Annotated in this window: 16 protein-coding genes; 7 read left to right on the plus strand and 9 right to left on the minus strand. The window is 67.2% G+C overall.

Translation table 11 applies throughout. From position 1 onward, the window contains the following. The first annotated feature begins 32 nt into the window (after window positions 1-32). The 6 genes from BM436_RS25955 (at window position 33) to BM436_RS25980 (ending at window position 6,411) form a co-directional block, all read left to right on the plus strand. Complete coding sequence (locus BM436_RS25955; RefSeq protein WP_093558431.1) at window positions 33-1,127, plus strand: MraY family glycosyltransferase; 1,095 nt, start codon at window positions 33-35, stop codon at window positions 1,125-1,127. A gap of 62 nt (window positions 1,128-1,189) precedes the next feature. Then, complete coding sequence (locus tag BM436_RS25960; RefSeq protein WP_093558432.1) at window positions 1,190-1,519, plus strand: H-NS histone family protein; 330 nt, start codon at window positions 1,190-1,192, stop codon at window positions 1,517-1,519. A gap of 314 nt (window positions 1,520-1,833) precedes the next feature. Continuing rightward, a complete protein-coding gene (locus BM436_RS25965; protein ID WP_093558433.1) occupies window positions 1,834-3,216 on the plus strand; it encodes a phosphomannomutase/phosphoglucomutase in 1,383 nt (460 codons plus the stop codon). Window positions 3,217-3,221: 5 nt separating this feature from the next. Beyond that, window positions 3,222-4,271: a lipopolysaccharide heptosyltransferase I gene (gene waaC / locus BM436_RS25970; RefSeq protein WP_093558464.1), complete on the plus strand. Its 1,050-nt coding sequence runs from the start codon at window positions 3,222-3,224 to the stop codon at window positions 4,269-4,271. A gap of 2 nt (window positions 4,272-4,273) precedes the next feature. Beyond that, the gene (waaA, locus tag BM436_RS25975; RefSeq protein ID WP_093558434.1) at window positions 4,274-5,575 is read left to right on the plus strand and encodes a lipid IV(A) 3-deoxy-D-manno-octulosonic acid transferase; all 1,302 of its coding nucleotides are present in this window, start codon (window positions 4,274-4,276) and stop codon (window positions 5,573-5,575) included. Continuing rightward, window positions 5,572-6,411: a glycosyltransferase family 92 protein gene (locus tag BM436_RS25980; RefSeq protein ID WP_093558435.1), complete on the plus strand. Its 840-nt coding sequence runs from the start codon at window positions 5,572-5,574 to the stop codon at window positions 6,409-6,411. Before waaA ends, BM436_RS25980 begins: the two co-directional genes overlap by 4 nt. Before the next feature lie 17 nt (window positions 6,412-6,428). Here BM436_RS25980 and BM436_RS25985 read toward each other — a convergent pair whose 3' ends face one another. The 9 genes from BM436_RS25985 to BM436_RS26025 all read right to left on the minus strand — a co-directional run bounded on the left by BM436_RS25985 (window position 6,429) and on the right by BM436_RS26025 (window position 16,105). After that, window positions 6,429-7,658: a M48 family metallopeptidase gene (locus tag BM436_RS25985; protein ID WP_229490726.1), complete on the minus strand. Its 1,230-nt coding sequence runs from the start codon at window positions 7,656-7,658 to the stop codon at window positions 6,429-6,431. Then, window positions 7,604-8,296, minus strand: coding sequence for a lysophospholipid acyltransferase family protein (locus BM436_RS25990; protein WP_093558466.1), 693 nt, complete (start codon window positions 8,294-8,296; stop codon window positions 7,604-7,606). The genes BM436_RS25985 and BM436_RS25990 overlap by 55 nt, the downstream gene beginning before the upstream one ends. A gap of 70 nt (window positions 8,297-8,366) precedes the next feature. Beyond that, the gene (gmhB, locus tag BM436_RS25995) at window positions 8,367-8,924 is read right to left on the minus strand and encodes a D-glycero-beta-D-manno-heptose 1,7-bisphosphate 7-phosphatase (RefSeq protein WP_093558467.1); all 558 of its coding nucleotides are present in this window, start codon (window positions 8,922-8,924) and stop codon (window positions 8,367-8,369) included. A gap of 13 nt (window positions 8,925-8,937) precedes the next feature. Next, window positions 8,938-11,043: a glycine--tRNA ligase subunit beta gene (glyS, locus tag BM436_RS26000; protein WP_093558436.1), complete on the minus strand. Its 2,106-nt coding sequence runs from the start codon at window positions 11,041-11,043 to the stop codon at window positions 8,938-8,940. A gap of 13 nt (window positions 11,044-11,056) precedes the next feature. After that, on the minus strand, window positions 11,057-11,971 hold the full coding sequence (gene glyQ / locus BM436_RS26005; protein WP_093558437.1) for a glycine--tRNA ligase subunit alpha: 915 nt from the start codon (window positions 11,969-11,971) through the stop codon (window positions 11,057-11,059). 104 nt (window positions 11,972-12,075) lie between these two features. Further along, entirely contained in the window at window positions 12,076-13,641 is a 1,566-nt protein-coding gene (gene lnt, locus BM436_RS26010) for an apolipoprotein N-acyltransferase (RefSeq protein WP_093558438.1), read from the minus strand. Continuing rightward, window positions 13,641-14,519 carry a CorC family transporter gene (locus tag BM436_RS26015; RefSeq protein ID WP_093558439.1) on the minus strand — a complete coding sequence of 293 codons (879 nt, stop codon included), beginning with the start codon at window positions 14,517-14,519 and terminating at the stop codon, window positions 13,641-13,643. Before BM436_RS26015 ends, lnt begins: the two co-directional genes overlap by 1 nt. Before the next feature lie 82 nt (window positions 14,520-14,601). Continuing rightward, window positions 14,602-15,063, minus strand: coding sequence for an rRNA maturation RNase YbeY (gene ybeY / locus BM436_RS26020; protein ID WP_093558440.1), 462 nt, complete (start codon window positions 15,061-15,063; stop codon window positions 14,602-14,604). Beyond that, complete coding sequence (locus tag BM436_RS26025; RefSeq protein WP_093558441.1) at window positions 15,047-16,105, minus strand: PhoH family protein; 1,059 nt, start codon at window positions 16,103-16,105, stop codon at window positions 15,047-15,049. Before BM436_RS26025 ends, ybeY begins: the two co-directional genes overlap by 17 nt. Window positions 16,106-16,263: 158 nt before the next feature. Between BM436_RS26025 and BM436_RS26030 the strand changes: the two genes are divergently transcribed. Next, a complete protein-coding gene (locus tag BM436_RS26030) occupies window positions 16,264-16,566 on the plus strand; it encodes a hypothetical protein (RefSeq protein WP_093558442.1) in 303 nt (100 codons plus the stop codon).

Consider the following 16,566-nt stretch of genomic DNA (forward strand, 5'->3'; position numbering starts at 1 on the left):
CCTGCGCTCCGGACCTGTATTGATAAAAAACAATGTTTTCATTTCTAGTGAGCTTTATCGCTTCCGCCTTGTTGACCCTGCTGGTCATAAAGGAAGTGAAATTGCACGGCCCCGCGCTTGACGCCGATTTCGGCGGCGTGCAGAAAGTGCACGCGCATTCGGTGGCGCGCATCGGCGGCCTGTCGATATTCTTCGCGGTGGCGATCGCCGCCTGCATTTCCATTTGGCGGGTGCCCGCCATGACCAGTTGGATGTTGTCGCTGATGGCCTGCGCCACCGTCGCATTCACCGGCGGCATCGTCGAGGATTACACCGGCCGCGTGAGCGCCGCGCGCCGCCTGGTATTGACGATGATGGCGGCCTTGCTCGCCTATTTCCTGCTCGACGCCAAAATAGACCGCCTGGACCTGCCTTTCTCCGTCCTGCCGATCACCTGGATATGGCTGGCATTGCCGGTGACCGTGCTGGCCGTGGCCGGCATCGCCAACGCGATTAATATCATCGACGGATTTAATGGCCTGGCCAGCGTGGTCACCATTTGCATGCTGCTGTCGCTGGGTTATGTCGCGCTGCAGGTGAACGACATGTTCGTATTGGTGGCCGCGCTGATGGTGGCGGGCGCCACGGCCGGCTTCCTGATCTGGAATTACCCGGTGGGCCTGATCTTCCTGGGCGATGGCGGCGCCTATTTCATCGGCTTCATGCTGGGCGAGCTGGCGCTGCTGCTGGTGATCCGCAATCCGCAGGTGTCGACCTGGTACGCGGCGCTGCTGCTGATCTATCCGGCGTTTGAAACCCTGTTTTCCGCCTACCGCAGGATGTTTATTCGTGGAAAATCCCCAGCCATGCCGGACGGTATCCATTTGCACAGCCTGATATTCCGCCGCGTGGTGCAATGGGCGGTGGGCCGCAAGGAAGGCCGCGCCTTATTGCGTCGCAATTCATTGACGTCGCCGTATCTGTGGATGTTTTCGCTGATGGCCGTGATACCGGCCACCATGTTCTGGCGTAATACCACGCTGCTGATGGGATTCTGCCTGTTATTCATGGTGAGCTACATCTGGTTATATGTGCGCATTGTGCGATTCAAGGCGCCGCGTTGGATGATACGGCATAAGAAACATTAAAAAAATCCGCGCTTTGTAGTATATTCTGGCAGCATCTTCATTCACTCTTTTAAAGGATACCCATGGATCTGTCGAATATGTCCGCCGCCCAATTGCGCGATCTGCAGGAACAGGTGAAGCGCGAACTCGTCAAGCGCGAAAGCGATGATAAAGCCAAAGCGCGCGAGCAGATTCTGGCGATCGCCAAAAGCGTCGGCGTGCCGGTGCAGGAATTGATCGCCAGCGCCCAGCCGCGCGCCAAGGGCGCCAATGGCGGCGGCAGCGTCGCCGCGCGCTACCGCAACCCGGCCGACGCCTCGCAGCAATGGACCGGCCGCGGCCGCCAACCGAAGTGGGTCAAGGACTGGGTCGACGCCGGCAAGTCCCTCGACGGCCTGCGCATCCAGGGCTGATCCAGCCCCCGGCCGCGGCGGGCGGGCGCTCAAAAGCGGACCTTGAAAAACCGTAGCGAGCGGCGGCAATGTTGACCGAGAGGCGCAGCTGTACGAGAGTACAGCGAGCATCGCAGGTCGACAGTGCAACGCGCAGTAGGTTTTTCGAGGTTCGCGGAGCTTGCCTGCCGCGGGTATCGCCCTTACTATATCTATATCGGTAGTTCCCGGCGTTTTTGCCACCACCGGCATTCCCGTTCCACCCACCCGTTTCCGCCACCGGCTGGCGCCACGCGCCCGGCAGCGGTTCCGCACGCACAATCACGCACGCACATATGGTTACCCTCTCCAAGTCGATTTTCAAAGCTTACGATATCCGCGGCATCATCGGTAAAACGCTGGACGCCGGCGTCGCCAAACAGATCGGCCACGCCTTCGGCCTGGCCGCCGCCGCCAAGGGCGAGCGCAAGGTGGTGATCGGCCGCGACGGCCGCCTGTCCGGCCCCGAGCTGTCCGCCGCGCTGGCGCGGGGCCTGCAGTCGGCCGGCATGGACGTGATCGACCTGGGCGTGGTCGCCACGCCGATGGTCTATTTCGGCACCAACGTGCTGGGCGCGGCCTCGGGCATCATGGTCACCGGCAGCCACAATCCGCCGGACTACAACGGCTTCAAGATGGTGCTGGCCGGCGAGGCCATCCACGGCGAGGCCATCACCGGCCTGTACGACAGCATCCTCGCCGACGCCGACAAGCTCGCCGCCGTTCCCGGCGGCTACGCCACCCACGACATCCGCGCCGCCTACCTGGAGCGCATCATCGGCGACGTGAAGATTTCCCGCCCGATCAAGATCGCCGTGGACTGCGGCAACGGCGTGGCCGGCGCCTTCGCCGGCGACCTGTATCGCGGCATGGGCTGCGAAGTGATCGAGCTGTTCTGCGAAGTGGACGGCACCTTCCCCAACCACCACCCCGATCCCGCGCATCCGGAAAACCTGCAAGACCTGATCCGCTGCCTGCAAGAGACCGACGCCGAGATCGGCCTGGCCTTCGACGGCGACGGCGACCGCCTGGGCATCGTCACCAAGGACGGCCAGATCATCTACCCGGACCGCCAGATGATGCTGTTCGCGCAGGACGTGCTGACCCGCCATCCGGGCGAGCAGATCCTGTACGACGTGAAATGCACGCGCCACCTGGCGCCGTGGATCGCCAAGTGCGGCGGCCAGCCGCTGATGTACAAGACCGGCCACTCGCTGGTGAAGGCCAAGCTGAAGGAAACCGGCGCCCCGCTGGGCGGCGAGATGAGCGGCCACATCTTCTTCAAGGACCGCTGGTACGGCTTCGACGACGGCCTGTACTCGGGCGCGCGCATGCTGGAGATCCTGACCCGCGAGGCCGATCCGTCGGCCCTGCTGAACTCCCTGCCGCAGTCCGACAGCACGCCGGAGCTGCACCTGCACCTGGCGGAGGGCGAGAACTTCACACTGATGGACAAGCTGCGCAGCGACGCCGTGTTCCCCGGCCACGAGCGCATCATCACCATCGACGGCCTGCGCGTGGAATACGCCGACGGCTTCGGCCTGGCGCGCTCCTCGAACACCACGCCGGTGATCGTGATGCGCTTCGAGGCCGAGAACCCGGCCGCGCTGGAGCGCATCCAGGGCCAGTTCAAGAGCGTGATCCTGGCCGCCAAGCCGGACGCCGAACTGCCGTTCTGATGGCCATGGGCAGCGCCGGCGCCGCGACGCCACTGAACATCCTGCTGGTGCGCGTCTCGTCGCTGGGCGACGTGCTGCACAACATGCCCATCGTGGCCGACATCGCGCGCCACTACCCGGACGCCAATATCGACTGGGTGGTGGAGGAGGGCTACACCAGCCTGGTGCGGCTGAACGGGCGGGTGCGCAACATCATCCCGTTCGCGCTGCGGCGCTGGCGCAAAAGCCTGCGCGAGCGGGCCACGCGCGCCGAGATCAAGGCCTTCTTCGCCACGCTGCGCGCGCAGCGCTACGACTACGTGTTCGACACCCAGGGCCTGCTCAAGACCGGCATCATCATGGGCGCGGCCCGGGTGGTGAAGGGCGGGCAGAAGGTGGGCCTGGCCAACGGCAGCGAAGGCTCGGGCTACGAGGGCGTCTCGCGCCTGTTCCACACCAGGAGCGTTCCGCTCGACCCGCGCACGCACGCGGTGGCGCGCGGCCGCCTGGTGGTGGGCGCGGCGCTGGGCTACAAGGTGGACACGCCGGCCGACTTCGGCCTGCCGGACGCCCCGCCTTTCTCGCCATCCGATCCCCGTCCAGACTGGATGCCGGCCGGTCCCTACGCCGTGTACTTCCACGGCACCGCGCGCGACGCCAAGAAATGGGCGCCCGCCAACTGGATAGAACTGGGCGCCGCGCTGGCGCCGACGACCATCCTGCTGCCCTGGGGCTCGCCCAAGGAGAAGGCCGAGGCCGAGGCGCTGGCCGCCAGCCTGCCGAACGCGCGCGTGCTGCCCAAGCTGTCCATGGGCGACGCGGTGCTGCTGGCGCGCCACGCCGCGCTGGCGATCGGCGTGGACACCGGCCTGACCCACATCGCGGCCGCCTTCACGCGCCCCACGGTGGAAATCTACGCCGATTCGCCGCGCTGGAAAACCGAAGGCAACTGGTCGCCGAAAATCATCAACCTGGGCGACCGGGGCGCGCCGCCATCGGTGGCCGAGGTCCTGGCCGCCGCCCGCAGCCTGGTCGTCCCCGCGCAGGCGGGGATCCCGAGCCGCAAGTCGCCCTGACCATGCTGCGCCTCTACTCCCTCATGTGGTGGCTGGCCATGCCCCTGGTGCTGGGCCGGCTGTGGCTGCGCGGCCGCCAGGAGCCGGGTTACCGCCGCCACTGGAACGAACGCCTCGGCCTGTACGGCCGCCGCGCAGCCAACGACGAGCCGCACACCATCTGGGTGCACGCCGTGTCGGTGGGCGAGACCCGCGCCGCCGAGCCGTTGGTGGAGGCCCTGCTGAAGGACTATCCCCTCAGCCGCATCGTCCTCACGCACATGACGCCCACCGGCCGCGCCACCGGCAAGCAGCTGTTCGGCAAGCACGGCGCGCGCGTCGCGCAATCCTACCTGCCTTACGACACGGCCAGCATGGTGCGCCGTTTCATCAAGCATTTCGAGCCGCGCATCTGCATCCTGATGGAGACCGAGGTGTGGCCCACGCTGATCGCCGAATGCGGACGCGCGAAAGTGCCCGTGATGCTGGCCAACGCCCGCCTGTCCGAGCGCTCGCTGCGCAAGGCCCGGCGCCTGGGCGCGCTGATGCGGCAGGCCGCGGGCGGCATCGCGCTGGTGGCCGCGCAGACCGAGGCGGACGCCGAGCGCGTGCGCTCGCTGGGCGCGCGAGAAGTGGCCGTCACCGGCAGCATCAAATTCGACGTGGTGGTGCCGCCGGCGGCGCTGTCCACCGGCGCCCGCCTGCGCGCGCAGATCGGCGCGCGCCCCGTGCTGCTGTGCGCCAGCACCCGCGAGGGCGAGGAGGAACTGATACTGGACGCCTTCCAGCGCGCGCGGGACGCCCTGCCGCCGGACGTGCTGCTGCTGATCGTGCCGCGCCATCCGCAGCGTTTCGACGCGGTGGAGCAGATGGTCGCGGCGCGCGGCCTGCCGGTGCAGCGCCGCGGCGCGCTGACCGCGCCGGGCGCCGCCATCGGGCCCGCCACGCGAGTCATGCTGGGCGACTCCATGGGCGAAATGTTCGCCTACTATTCGGTGTGCGACATCGCCTTCATCGGCGGCAGCCTGCTGCCGCTGGGCGGGCAGAACCTGATCGAGCCGGCCGCGCTGGGCAAGCCGGTCCTGGTCGGCCCGCACACCTTCAACTTCGCCCAGGCCACCGAGGACTGCCTGCGCGAGGGCGGCGCCGAACGCGCCGACGACGCCGACGCCCTGATGCGCGCCGCCGCGCGCCTGCTGTCGGACGCGGAGGCGCGCGCGGCGATGGGCCGGCACGCCCTGGCCTTCGCCAACCACCACCGCGGCGCCACGGCGCGCACCCTGTCGCTGCTGCCGTCGCTGCTGCCGGAGAGGGGCGCGGCGTGAGATTGGCGGTCACCTCGATCCAGCGCAACCGCAATCCCTGGATCGTCGAGTGGCTGGCCTTTCACATGCTGGTGGGTTTCAACCGTTTCTTCATCTACTGCCACAAAACCGACGACGGCATGCGCGAGACGCTGGTGCAATTGGCGCGCCACTATCCGATCACGGTCTACGCGCTCGACTCCGACGACAAGCCCCAGCTGGCCGCCTACCAGCACGCCTGGAACGCGCACAACGCCGACATCGACTGGATGGCCTTCATCGACGGCGACGAGTTCCTGTTCCCGACCGCCCATGCGGGCATGGCCGAGACCCTCGCGGAATACGAGAACCATCCGTTGTCCGCCCTGGGCGTCTACTGGGTCTGTTATGGCAGCAGCGGCCACGCCACCGAGCCGGAAGGCCTCGTCATGGAGAACTACCCGCGCCACAGCGACGCCGCCTTCGGGCCCAACCGCCATATCAAATCCATCGTGCGCGGCGGCCAGCCCGTCCACTGCGTGGGCTCCCACATCTTCGCCACGCCGAACGGCACCTACGACGAGCTGCTGCGGCCCATGACGACGCCCATGCTGAACGACCCGGGGCTGGCGCCGTCCTATGGCAAGTTCAGGATCAACCACTACGTCACCCAGAGCCTTGAATACTTCAAGACGGTGAAGCAGGGAATAGGGGCGGCGGACCGCGATCCGGCCATGGTGCGGCCGGACGCGTGGTTTACGGGCCACGACCGCAACGAGTGCGACGACGGCGTTTCCGCCCGCTTCCTCGAGGGCCTGCGGCGCAAGGTGGATGAGTTGCGGAGCGCGATGCGCCCGCAGTCCGGCCCGGCGGCGTAGACCGGGCCCGAAAGGGATCAGCCGAACAGCACCGGCAGTTCCTGGGCGCGCCGGCGCAGCAGCGCCTTGGCTTCCTCGTAGGCCGGATAGATGCGGCCCACCTGCGCCCAGAAGCGCGGGCTGTGGTTCATCTCCAGGATGTGCGCCAGCTCGTGCGCCACCACGTAGTCGATCAGCGGCAGCGAGAAGTGGATCAGCTTCCAGTTCAGCCGGATCACGCGCTGCACCGTGCACGAACCCCAGCGCGTGCCGGCCGACGACAGCGCGAAGCCGCTGTATTGCACGCCCAGGCGCGCCGCGTACAGGTCCAGCCGCTGCTGGAACAGGCCTTCGGCCTGCTGCCGCATCCACGATTTCACGCGTTCCTTCAGCAGCGTCTCGGTGGCGCCCTGGACCAGGCCCATGTGCAGCTCGCGCGTGTCCGGATTGTAGTCGCTGCGATTGCGGGTGGCCGTGTACAGGCGCAGTTTCAGCTCGCCGCCCAGGTAGGGCAGGGAGGTGCCGTCCACCCATTCGACGGGCGGCTTCCGCAGCCGCGCGGCGCGGCGTTCGCGGCGCTCCTCCAGTTTGCTCAGTATCCAGTTCTGCTTGGCGCGGATGGCGTTGTCGATTTCGGCGATGCTCACGCGCTTGGGCGCCGTCACGCGCAGGCCGTCGTCGTCGATCATGAAGCCGATCGAGTGGCGCGTGGAGCGCCGCAGCGAGTATTCCAGCACATAGCCGGCCACCATCAACTGGCGGCGCGGCAGGCCGTCGTGCGGAGGCGCCTTCGGCGGCTCGGGCGCGCGCAGCGGCACCGGCGGGGGGCGCAGCAGATGGGCGCCCGGCGCGGCGCCGCCATCGGCGGGGGCCGACCAGGCCTGCTGGCCCGGTGGCGCGGCGCCGCGCCCGGCCTGCGGCATGGCCGAGCCATGCGCGGCGGTGGGCGGCGCCAGTGGCTGCGCGGTGTCGGGGGGGCGGGAGACTGCGGGGACGGCGGAGGATGGAGCGGCGGTGGACGGCGGAGTATGGGCTGGAAGCGGGGGGCGGGGCGCCTGCCATGTGGACGGCGCGGGAACGGCGGGGGGATGCATGGCCGGCGCGTTGGCGGCCGGACGGGATGCGACCTGCCCCGGCGTGCTTTCGCCGAACAAGTCCAGCTGCCCCTCGTCCGCCTGGCTGGCCGCCGGTCGGGCGGCGGTGGCCAGGTCGTCTAGCCAGCGCTGTAGGCGTGGGGCGAAATGACGCGCATTTCTGATTCTATCCACTGTTCCACCTGCTCCATCAACTCGTCCGGGGTGCGCCCCTCCGAGGGTATCGGCTTGCCGACGGAAACCGTCACCTTGCCGGGCTTCTTGATAAACGAATTCTTCGGCCAGCACTCGCCCGAGTTCAGCGCGATCGGCACCACCACCGCGCCGGTGTCCACCGCCAGGCGCGTGCCGCCGCTCTTGTACTTGCCCTTCCGGCCCACAGGGATGCGGGTGCCTTCCGGGAACATGATAATCCATTGGCCGTCCTTCAGGCGGCGTTTGCCGTGCGCGACCACCTGCTTGAAGGCGTGCTTGCCCTGCTTGCGGTCGATCGGGATCATGCGCAGCATGGCGATGCCCCAGCCGAAGAAGGGGATGTACAGGATCTCCTTCTTGAACACGAACACCAGGGGGCGCGGCAGGTTCGCCAGCAGGAAGATGGTCTCCCACGCCGACTGGTGCTTCGACAGCACGATCGCCGGCGCGTCCGGGAAGTTTTCCCGGCCCTTGATCTCGTATTCGATGCCGCAAATGGCCTTGGCGCACCAGATGATGAACACGTTCCAGCGCGAGACCACCCAGTAGCGTTTGTTATAGGGCAGCGGCGCCACCAGCATGCAGACGAAGGACCAGACGATGGTCGCCACGGCCATGATGACGGTGAACAGCAGGGAACGAAGGAACGGAACGGTGTTGCGCAATGCGGCTCTCCAATAATTCTAGTTAACTTGCCGCGTGCGGCGCCGGGACTTTCAGCAGATGGTCGACCATCGCCGCGAGGTCGGGGAAGACCTGGGTGCCGGGCGGCAGGCCGCCGGTGGCCTGGGTTTTCTCGCCCTTGCCGGTGAGGACCAGGTAGGGCGCGCAGCCGCTGACGAAGCCGGCCTGCAGGTCGCGCAGCGAGTCGCCCACGGTCGGCACGCCTTTCAGGTTGACCTGGTAGCGCTTGGCGATCTCGGCGAACATGCCGGGCTTGGGCTTGCGGCAGTCGCAGCCGTCCGCCGCCGAGTGCGGGCAGAAGAAGATCGCCTCGATCTCCGCGCCCGCCTGCTGCGCCAGCGTGTGCAGCTTGTGGTGGATCGCGTTCAGCACAGTCATGTCGAACAGTTCGCGCGCGATGCCGGACTGGTTGGACGCGATCACCACGCGGTAACCCGACTGGTTCAGGCGGGCGATCGCCTCCAGCGATCCCGGAATCGGGATCCATTCGGCGGGCGACTTGATGAAGTCCGGCGAGTCGTGGTTGATCACGCCGTCCCGATCGAGGATGATCAGCTTCATCGGGTTGCCCATCTCAGGCCGCCAGTTTCGAGATGTCGGCCACGCGGTTCATCATGCCGTGCAGGGAGGACAGCAGCGCCAGGCGGTTGTTGCGCAGCGCGACATCCTCGGCCATCACCATCACGTCGTTGAAGAAGGCGTCGACGTCGTCGCGCAGCTGGGCCAGCGTCTTCAGCGTGCCGGCGAAGTCGCCTTTCGCGAAGGCGGCGTCCACTTCCGGCTGCACGCGGGCGATGGAGGCGGCCAGCTTCTTCTCGGCCTCGTCCTGCAGCAAAGCGTTGTTCACGCCGGCCGCGACCTGCGCCAGCGCCTCCTCGTTTTTCTTCAGGATGTTGGTGATGCGCTTGTTGGCGCCGGCCAGCGACACCGATTCCGGCAGCGCGGCGAAGGCTTGCACCGCCTCCAGGCGTTGCACGATGTCGTCCAGGCGGTCCGGATTCTGCGCCACCACGGCCTCGATCTCGTTCGGCGTGAAGCCGCGCTCGCGCAGGATGCCGCGCAGGCGGTCCAGCACGAAGGCGGTGACTTCCAGCGTCGGATCCTTGAAGCCGGCCACGGCGCCGAACTGCTTGACGGCGTCGGCCAGCAGGCCGGAGATGGACAGCGGCAGGCGCTTCTCCAGCAGCATGCGCAGCACGCCCAGGGCGTGGCGGCGCAGCGCGAACGGGTCCTTGTCGCCGGTCGGCTGCAGACCGATGGCCCAGATGCCGACCAGGGTTTCCAGTTTGTCGGCCAGCGCCACGGCGGTGCCGGTGGCGGTGGCGGGCAGCGCGTCGCCGGCGAAGCGCGGCTGGTAGTGTTCGGAGGCGGCCAGCGCCACGTCCTCGTGCTCGCCGTCGTGGCGCGCGTAGTAGGTGCCCATGATGCCTTGCAGCTCGGGGAACTCGCCCACCATGTCGGTCAGCAGGTCGGCCTTGGACAGGCGCGCCGCGCGTTCGGCCAAGGCCACGTCCGCGCCGATTTTGGCGGCGATGGCGCCGGCGATCGCGGTCACGCGCTCGCTGCGCTCGGCCTGGGTGCCCAGCTTGTTGTGGTAGACCACGTTCTTCAGCAGCGGCAGGCGCGATTCCAGCGTCTTCTTCTTGTCCTGCTCGAAGAAGAACTTGGCGTCGGACAGGCGCGGACGCACCACGCGCTCGTTGCCGCCGATGATGGCTTCCGGCGTCGCCGTGGCGATGTTGGACACGATCAGGAAGCGCGAACGCAGCTTGCCGTTGGCGTCGGTCAGCGCGAAGTATTTCTGGTTGGTCTGCATCGTCAGGATCAGGCATTCCTGCGGCACGGCCAGGTACTCCTCCTCGAAGCGGCACTCGTACACCACCGGCCATTCGACCAGCGAGGTCACCTCGTCCAGCAGCGCCTCGGGCATCAGCACCTGGTCGGCGCCGGCTTTCTCCAGCAGCGAGGCGCGTATCCTTTCCTTGCGGTCCTCGAAGGCCGGCACCACCTTGCCCGTCTCCACCAGCGTGGCGGCGTAGCCGTCGGCGTCGGCCACGGTCACGGCGCGCGCGCCGGGGGCGGTCAGGAAGCGGTGGCCCTCGGTCGCGTTGGACGCGGTCAGGCCCAGCAGGGTCAGTGGCAGCACGGTGGCGCCATGCAGCGCGATCAGGCTGTGGGCCGGGCGCACGAATTGCACGGTGGCGCCGTCCGGGCGCTGGTAGCTCATCACTTTCGGGATCGGCAGCTTGGCCACGGATTCCTCCAGCGCGGCCTGCGCGCCGGCCAGCAGCTGCGAGCCGGGCGCGGTGTAGGTGTAGAAGAAGCTCTCGGCCTTGCCGTCCTGCGCGCGTTCCAGGTCGGCGATGGTCAGGTCGGGGAAGCCCAGCGCGGCCAGCTTCTTGGCCAGCGGCGCGCTTGGATTGCCTTCCTTGTCCAGTGCCACCGTCACGGGCAGCACTTTTTCGCGGATCGCTTTGTCCGGCGAGGTGGCGCGCACTTTCGTGATGGAGACGGCCAGGCGGCGCGGCGTGGCGTAGGTGGTGGCCACGCTGTCCTCTTCCAGGAAGTCGCGCGATTTCAAGCCGTTGACGATGGCCGAGGCGAACGCGGCGCCCAGTTTGGACAGGGCTTTCGGCGGCAGTTCTTCGGTCAGCAGTTCGATTAACAGGGTCTGGTTCATGTCGTTCTGGTCTTTACGCGGCGGTTTGGGTCGTCGATGGCAGCATCGGGAAGCCGAGGCGCTCGCGGGAATCGTAGTAGGCCTGCGCCACGAGGCGCGACAGGGCGCGCACGCGGCCGATGTAGGCGGCGCGTTCGGTCACCGAGATGGCGCCGCGCGCGTCCAGCAGGTTGAAGCTGTGCGAGGCCTTCATGATCTGCTCATAGGCCGGCAGCGTCAGTTGCAGCTCGATCAGGCGCTTGGCCTCGGACTCGTGGTTGTTGAACTGCGCGAACAGCAGCTCGGTGTTGGAGTGCTCGAAGTTGTAGGCCGACTGCTCCACCTCGTTCTGGTGGAACACGTCGCCGTACTTCAGCGTTTTCTTTTCGCCGTTCTCTTCCCACTCGGTCCACACCAGGTCGTACATGTTCTCCACGCCCTGCAGGTACATGGCCAGGCGCTCGATGCCGTAGGTGATCTCGCCCAGCACCGGCTTGCAATCCAGGCCGCCCACTTGCTGGAAGTAGGTGAACTGGGTCACCTCCATGCCGTTCAGCCAGACTTCCCAGCCCAGGCCCCAGGCGCCCAGGGTCGGGCTTTCCCAGTCGTCCTCGACGAAGCGCACGTCGTTCTGCTTCAAGTCCAGGCCCAGCGCCTCCAGCGAACCCAGATACAGGTCCAGGATGTTTTCCGGCGCCGGCTTCATCACCACCTGGTATTGATAGTAGTGCTGGCCGCGGTTCGGGTTTTCGCCATAGCGGCCGTCCTTGGGACGGCGCGAAGGCTGCACGTAGGCCGCGCGCCATGGCTCCGGGCCGATCGCGCGCAGGAAGGTGCCGGTGTGGAAGGTGCCGGCGCCCACTTCCATGTCGTATGGCTGGAGCAGGGCGCAGCCCTGCTTGTCCCAGTAGGTTTGCAGCGTCAGGATAATTTGTTGAAATGTGAGCATCGTCTTTGATCTTTTGCGCTGGCTAGCGTTGGGCTGTTGCGTTGGGCTATATCGAGTTTGCCAAAACGGCTAATTTTAGCGGGTTTTGCGGGCCCTGGAAGGGATTAGGCCCCGTTGGCCGCGTTTTTTGCGTTTTTCCGTGACCATAGCCACGCGCCGGCCACGGCCAGCGCCGCCAGCGCGAGGAACAGTTTGTTGGCCAGCAGGATGTAGGGCGTGGTCCCCTCCGTGCCCCGCACGGTGGCCTTCAGCACGCCGGCCTGGTAATAGGGCAGGGCCGCCGTGACCTTGCCGTGGCTGTCGATCACCACGGTGGCGCCGTTGTTGGTGGCGCTCAGCATGGGGCGGCCCGTCTCCAGGCTGCGCATCTGCGAGATCTGCAAATGCTGCGGGATGGCGATCGATTCGCCGTACCACGCCAGTTCGGACACGTTCAGCAGCAGCGTGGCCGGCCTGGGATCGGACGCCAGCTGCTCCGCGATCTCCTCGCCGAACAGGTTCTCGTAGCAGATATTGGGCAGCACGCGCTGCGACTTCACCTGGAACGGCGCCTGCAGCAGCTTGCCGCGGGTCTGGTCGCCCAGCGGGATCTGCATCATGTTGGTGAACCAGCGGAAGCCGGGCGGGATGAATTCGCCGAAGGGCACCAGGTGGTGCTTGTCGTAGCGGTAGGTGGGCAGGCCGGTGTCCGGCGGCAGGCCGATCACGCTGTTGGCGTACTGGGTCGGACTGTCCATCAGCGGGATGCCCAGCACCAGGTGGCTGCCGGAGCGCTTGGCGAATTGGCCGAGGGCGGGCAGGTAGTCCGGCGGCAGCTGGTGCGGGAACAGCATCACGGCCGTTTCCGGCGTGGCCACCAGGTCGGCCGCCTCCGCCGTCACGCTGTTGTAATAGCGGCGCAGCGTGGCCTCCGTGTGGGAGGCGTCGAACTTCTGCAGCAAGGGGGTGTTGCCCTGCACCAGGCGCACCGAGATGGGCTGGCCCACGGGAGTGGTCCACTCGACGAATTTCAGGCCGAAACCCACCGCGAACAGCGCCGCGAAGGCGCCCAGCGCGGCCCAGCGCGCGCGGTGCGCCGCCAGCAGAAGCGCGCCGGCGCAGACAGCGGCCAGCCAGCCGACGCCGTACACGCCGACGACGGGCGCGAAGCCGCCCAGCGGCGCGTCGTTGTGGGCGTAGCCGGCGGAGGCCCAGGAGAAACCGGTGAACAGCCAGCCGCGCACCCATTCGAACACGGCCCACATGGCCGGCAGCACCAGCAGCGCGGCGGCCGGCAGGGGCAGGGCCCAGCGCCGGCGCAGCCACAGGCCGGCGTACATGGCCATGGCCGCGTAGCCGCCCATGAGGGCGGCCAGCAGCGCGATCGAGACCACGGCCAGCGGCAGCGCCAGGCCGCCGAAGCGGTTCAGCGCGATCACCAGCCAGTGAACGTTCGCCAGGCACCAGCCGAAGCCGAAGGCCCAGCCCACCCACGCGCCGTCCCGCACCGAGGGCGCGCGCAGCGCCTGGTAGAACAGCAGCGACAGGCACAGGATCTGCACCGGCCACCAGCCGAAGGGGGCGAAGGAGAACACGCTGGCGGCGCCCGCCAGCGCGGCGATGATCATCCGGCTGCGGGTGCTGCGCTGTGGGGGGGGCGTGTCGGTGGCGGCGGCGCGTCTGAAGCGCATCAGTCTTGCTCGTCCACCGCCGGGGGCAGTTTTTCGACCAGCAGCACGTGGATCTGGCGCGCGTCGGCGCGCAGCACTTCGAAGCGCAGGTTGTCGATCTCGAACGTGTCGCCCTTGTGGGGCATGCGTTCAAGGTGCTTGACGACGAAGCCGCCGATGGTGTCGGCGTCCTCGTCGGAGAGGTCGGTGTCCAGTTCCTCGTTGAACTGGCCGATCTCGGTCAGCGCCTTGATGCGCCAGCGCGGACCCTGCTTGCCTTCCTTGATGGAGAGGATGTTGTCCTCCTCCTCGTCGAAATCGTATTCGTCCTCGATGTCGCCGACGATCTGTTCCAGCACGTCCTCGATGGTGATGAGGCCAGCCACGCCACTGTACTCGTCGACGACGATGGCCATGTGGTTGTGGTTGGCGCGGAAATCGCGCAGCAGCACGTTCAGGCGTTTGGATTCCGGAATGAACACGGCCGGGCGCAGCATGTCGCGCGCGTCGAACGATTCTTCCGCGTAGTAGCGCAGCAGGTCCTTGGCCAGCAGGATGCCGATCACCTTGTCGCGCTCGCCGTCGATGGCGGGGAAGCGCGAGTGGGCGGTCTCCAATACGGAGGGCATCCATTCCTCGATGGGCTTGGAAATGTCGATGACGTCCATCTGTGAGCGCGGGATCATGATATCGCGGGCGGACAGGTCCGACACCTGGAACACGCCTTCGATCATCGACAGTGCGTCGGCGTCGATCAGGTTGCGTTCGTGGGCATCGTGCAGGACTTCGAGCAGTTCCGCGCGGTTCTCGGGCTCGGGGGAAATCAGTGCGGTGAGTCGCTCAAATAGCGACCGGTGGGGTTTGGCGTCAGTCTTGACGCCACTAGAGTGCTCTTGCATGGCAGGCGTGAGCCAGTTGTTTCGGAGTCCTATAGCATACACTAATTGCAAGGCCCCCACCGATTTCGCCGGTTGGTCCCGTTCAGGCGTAGGGATCGGCGTAGCCCAGGCCGGCCAGGATCTCGGTCTCCAGGCCCTCCATCTCGGCCGCCTCCTCGTCGTCCATGTGGTCGTAGCCCTGCGCGTGCAGCACGCCGTGCACGATCAGGTGGGCGGTGTGCTCCTCCACCGTTTTCCTCTGCTCGGCGGCTTCCTGCCGCAGCACGTCGGTGCACAGGATGATGTCGGCGCGGGTCGGCTCGTCGTCCGCGACCTCCTCTCCCTCGTTGTAGGCGAAGGTCAGCACGTTGGTGGCGTAGTCCTTGCCGCGGTAGTCGCGGTTCAGCGCCTGGCCCTCGGCGGCGTCGACGAAGCGCACCGTCAGTTCGGCCGGCGCGAACAGCGCCGCCTTGATCCACTTGCGCACCAGCGGGCGCGTGACGCTTTCCTGCAGGCGCGGGTCGGCGTACTGCACCGACAGGGTCAGCTTATTTTTTTCGGACATGTTTGACGCTCGCGGTCTTCACGGGATTGAACAGGGGCGCGATTTCGGCCGTGGCGTTGTGGGCGCTCTCGTAGGCGTCGACGATGCGCGCCACCAGCGGATGGCGCACCACGTCGGCGCTGGAGAACTGCGTGAAGGCGATGCCGCGCACGTCGCGCAGCACGTGGGTGGCGTCCACCAGGCCGCTCTTCAGGCTTTTCGGCAGGTCGATCTGGGTGGTGTCGCCGGTGACGACGGCCTTGCTGCCGAAGCCGATGCGGGTCAGGAACATCTTCATCTGTTCCACCGTGGTGTTCTGCGCCTCGTCCAGGATCACGAAGGCGTGGTTCAAGGTGCGGCCGCGCATATAGGCCAGCGGCGCGATCTCGATCACGCCCTTCTCGAACATCTTCTGGGTGCGGTCGAAGCCCAGCAGGTCGTACAGCGCGTCGTACAGCGGACGCAGATACGGGTCGACCTTTTGCGCCAGGTCGCCCGGCAGGAAGCCCAGGCGCTCGCCCGCCTCCACGGCGGGGCGGGTCAGGATGATGCGCTTGACGGCGTCGCGCTCGAGCGCGTCGACGGCGCAGGCCACCGCCAGGTAGGTCTTGCCGGTGCCGGCCGGGCCCAGGCCGAAGCTGATGTCGTGATCCAGGATGTTGCGCAGGTACTTGATCTGGTGCGGCGTGCGCCCGCGCAGGTCGGCGCGGCGCGTCTTCAGCGTGGGGCTGGTGATGTCAGGCTCGTTGAAGGGCGGCTCCTCGTGGCTGGGCTCGAGCGGCGGCGCCAGGCCGGCGCGCTGCTCCACCAGGGCCAGCTGCACCTCCTCCACCGGCACCACCTTCTGCGCCACGTTGTAGAACTGCTCGAGGATTTCGACCGCGCGCCCGGCGTTGGCGCCGTTGACGATGAACTTCTCGCCGCGGCGGAAGATGGTCACGTCCAGCGCGGCCGAGATCTGGCGCAGGTTCTCGTCGAGCGGACCGCACAAGTGGGCCAGCCGCGTGTTGTCCAGCGGCTCGGGGATGAAATAGGACGGCTGTACGGGGGTCTTCGTTTTCAATGGGGATATCGCAACAGGGGTTGTACCGCAAAGCGCTAGTTTACCGTAATGCCGGCCGCGCGGCGACGCGCGCGGCTATTTTCCATGCCTGTTGATGCAATAACATTGCAAAGCGCGCAAGTTGTCCTACCCTCTAACCATTACCCGGGAGACATACCATGGCCGTCAGTTCCATCCCCGCCGCCGGTGGCGGCGCAGCCCAGCAGTTGACCGCCGCGGCCGATCCGCGCGCCGAGCAGTTGCGCCAGGCCCGCCGCGAGGAGCAGGCGCGGCTGGAGGCGCAGTCGCAAACCGAGGCGCGACAGTCGCAGCAGGCCGGCGCGGCCGCGCAGGCCGACCAGCAGCGCCAGACCGAGCAGGCCGACGCCGTGCGCCGCCAGCAGCTCGACGCCCAGCAGCGCAGCCAGACCGGCACCGCGCCCTCGTCGCGCGTCGGCCAGACCATCGACACCACCGCCTGA

Origin of the sequence: Pseudoduganella namucuonensis (genome assembly GCF_900116645.1) — a bacterium.
GTDB lineage: Bacteria > Pseudomonadota > Gammaproteobacteria > Burkholderiales > Burkholderiaceae_D > Rugamonas > Rugamonas namucuonensis.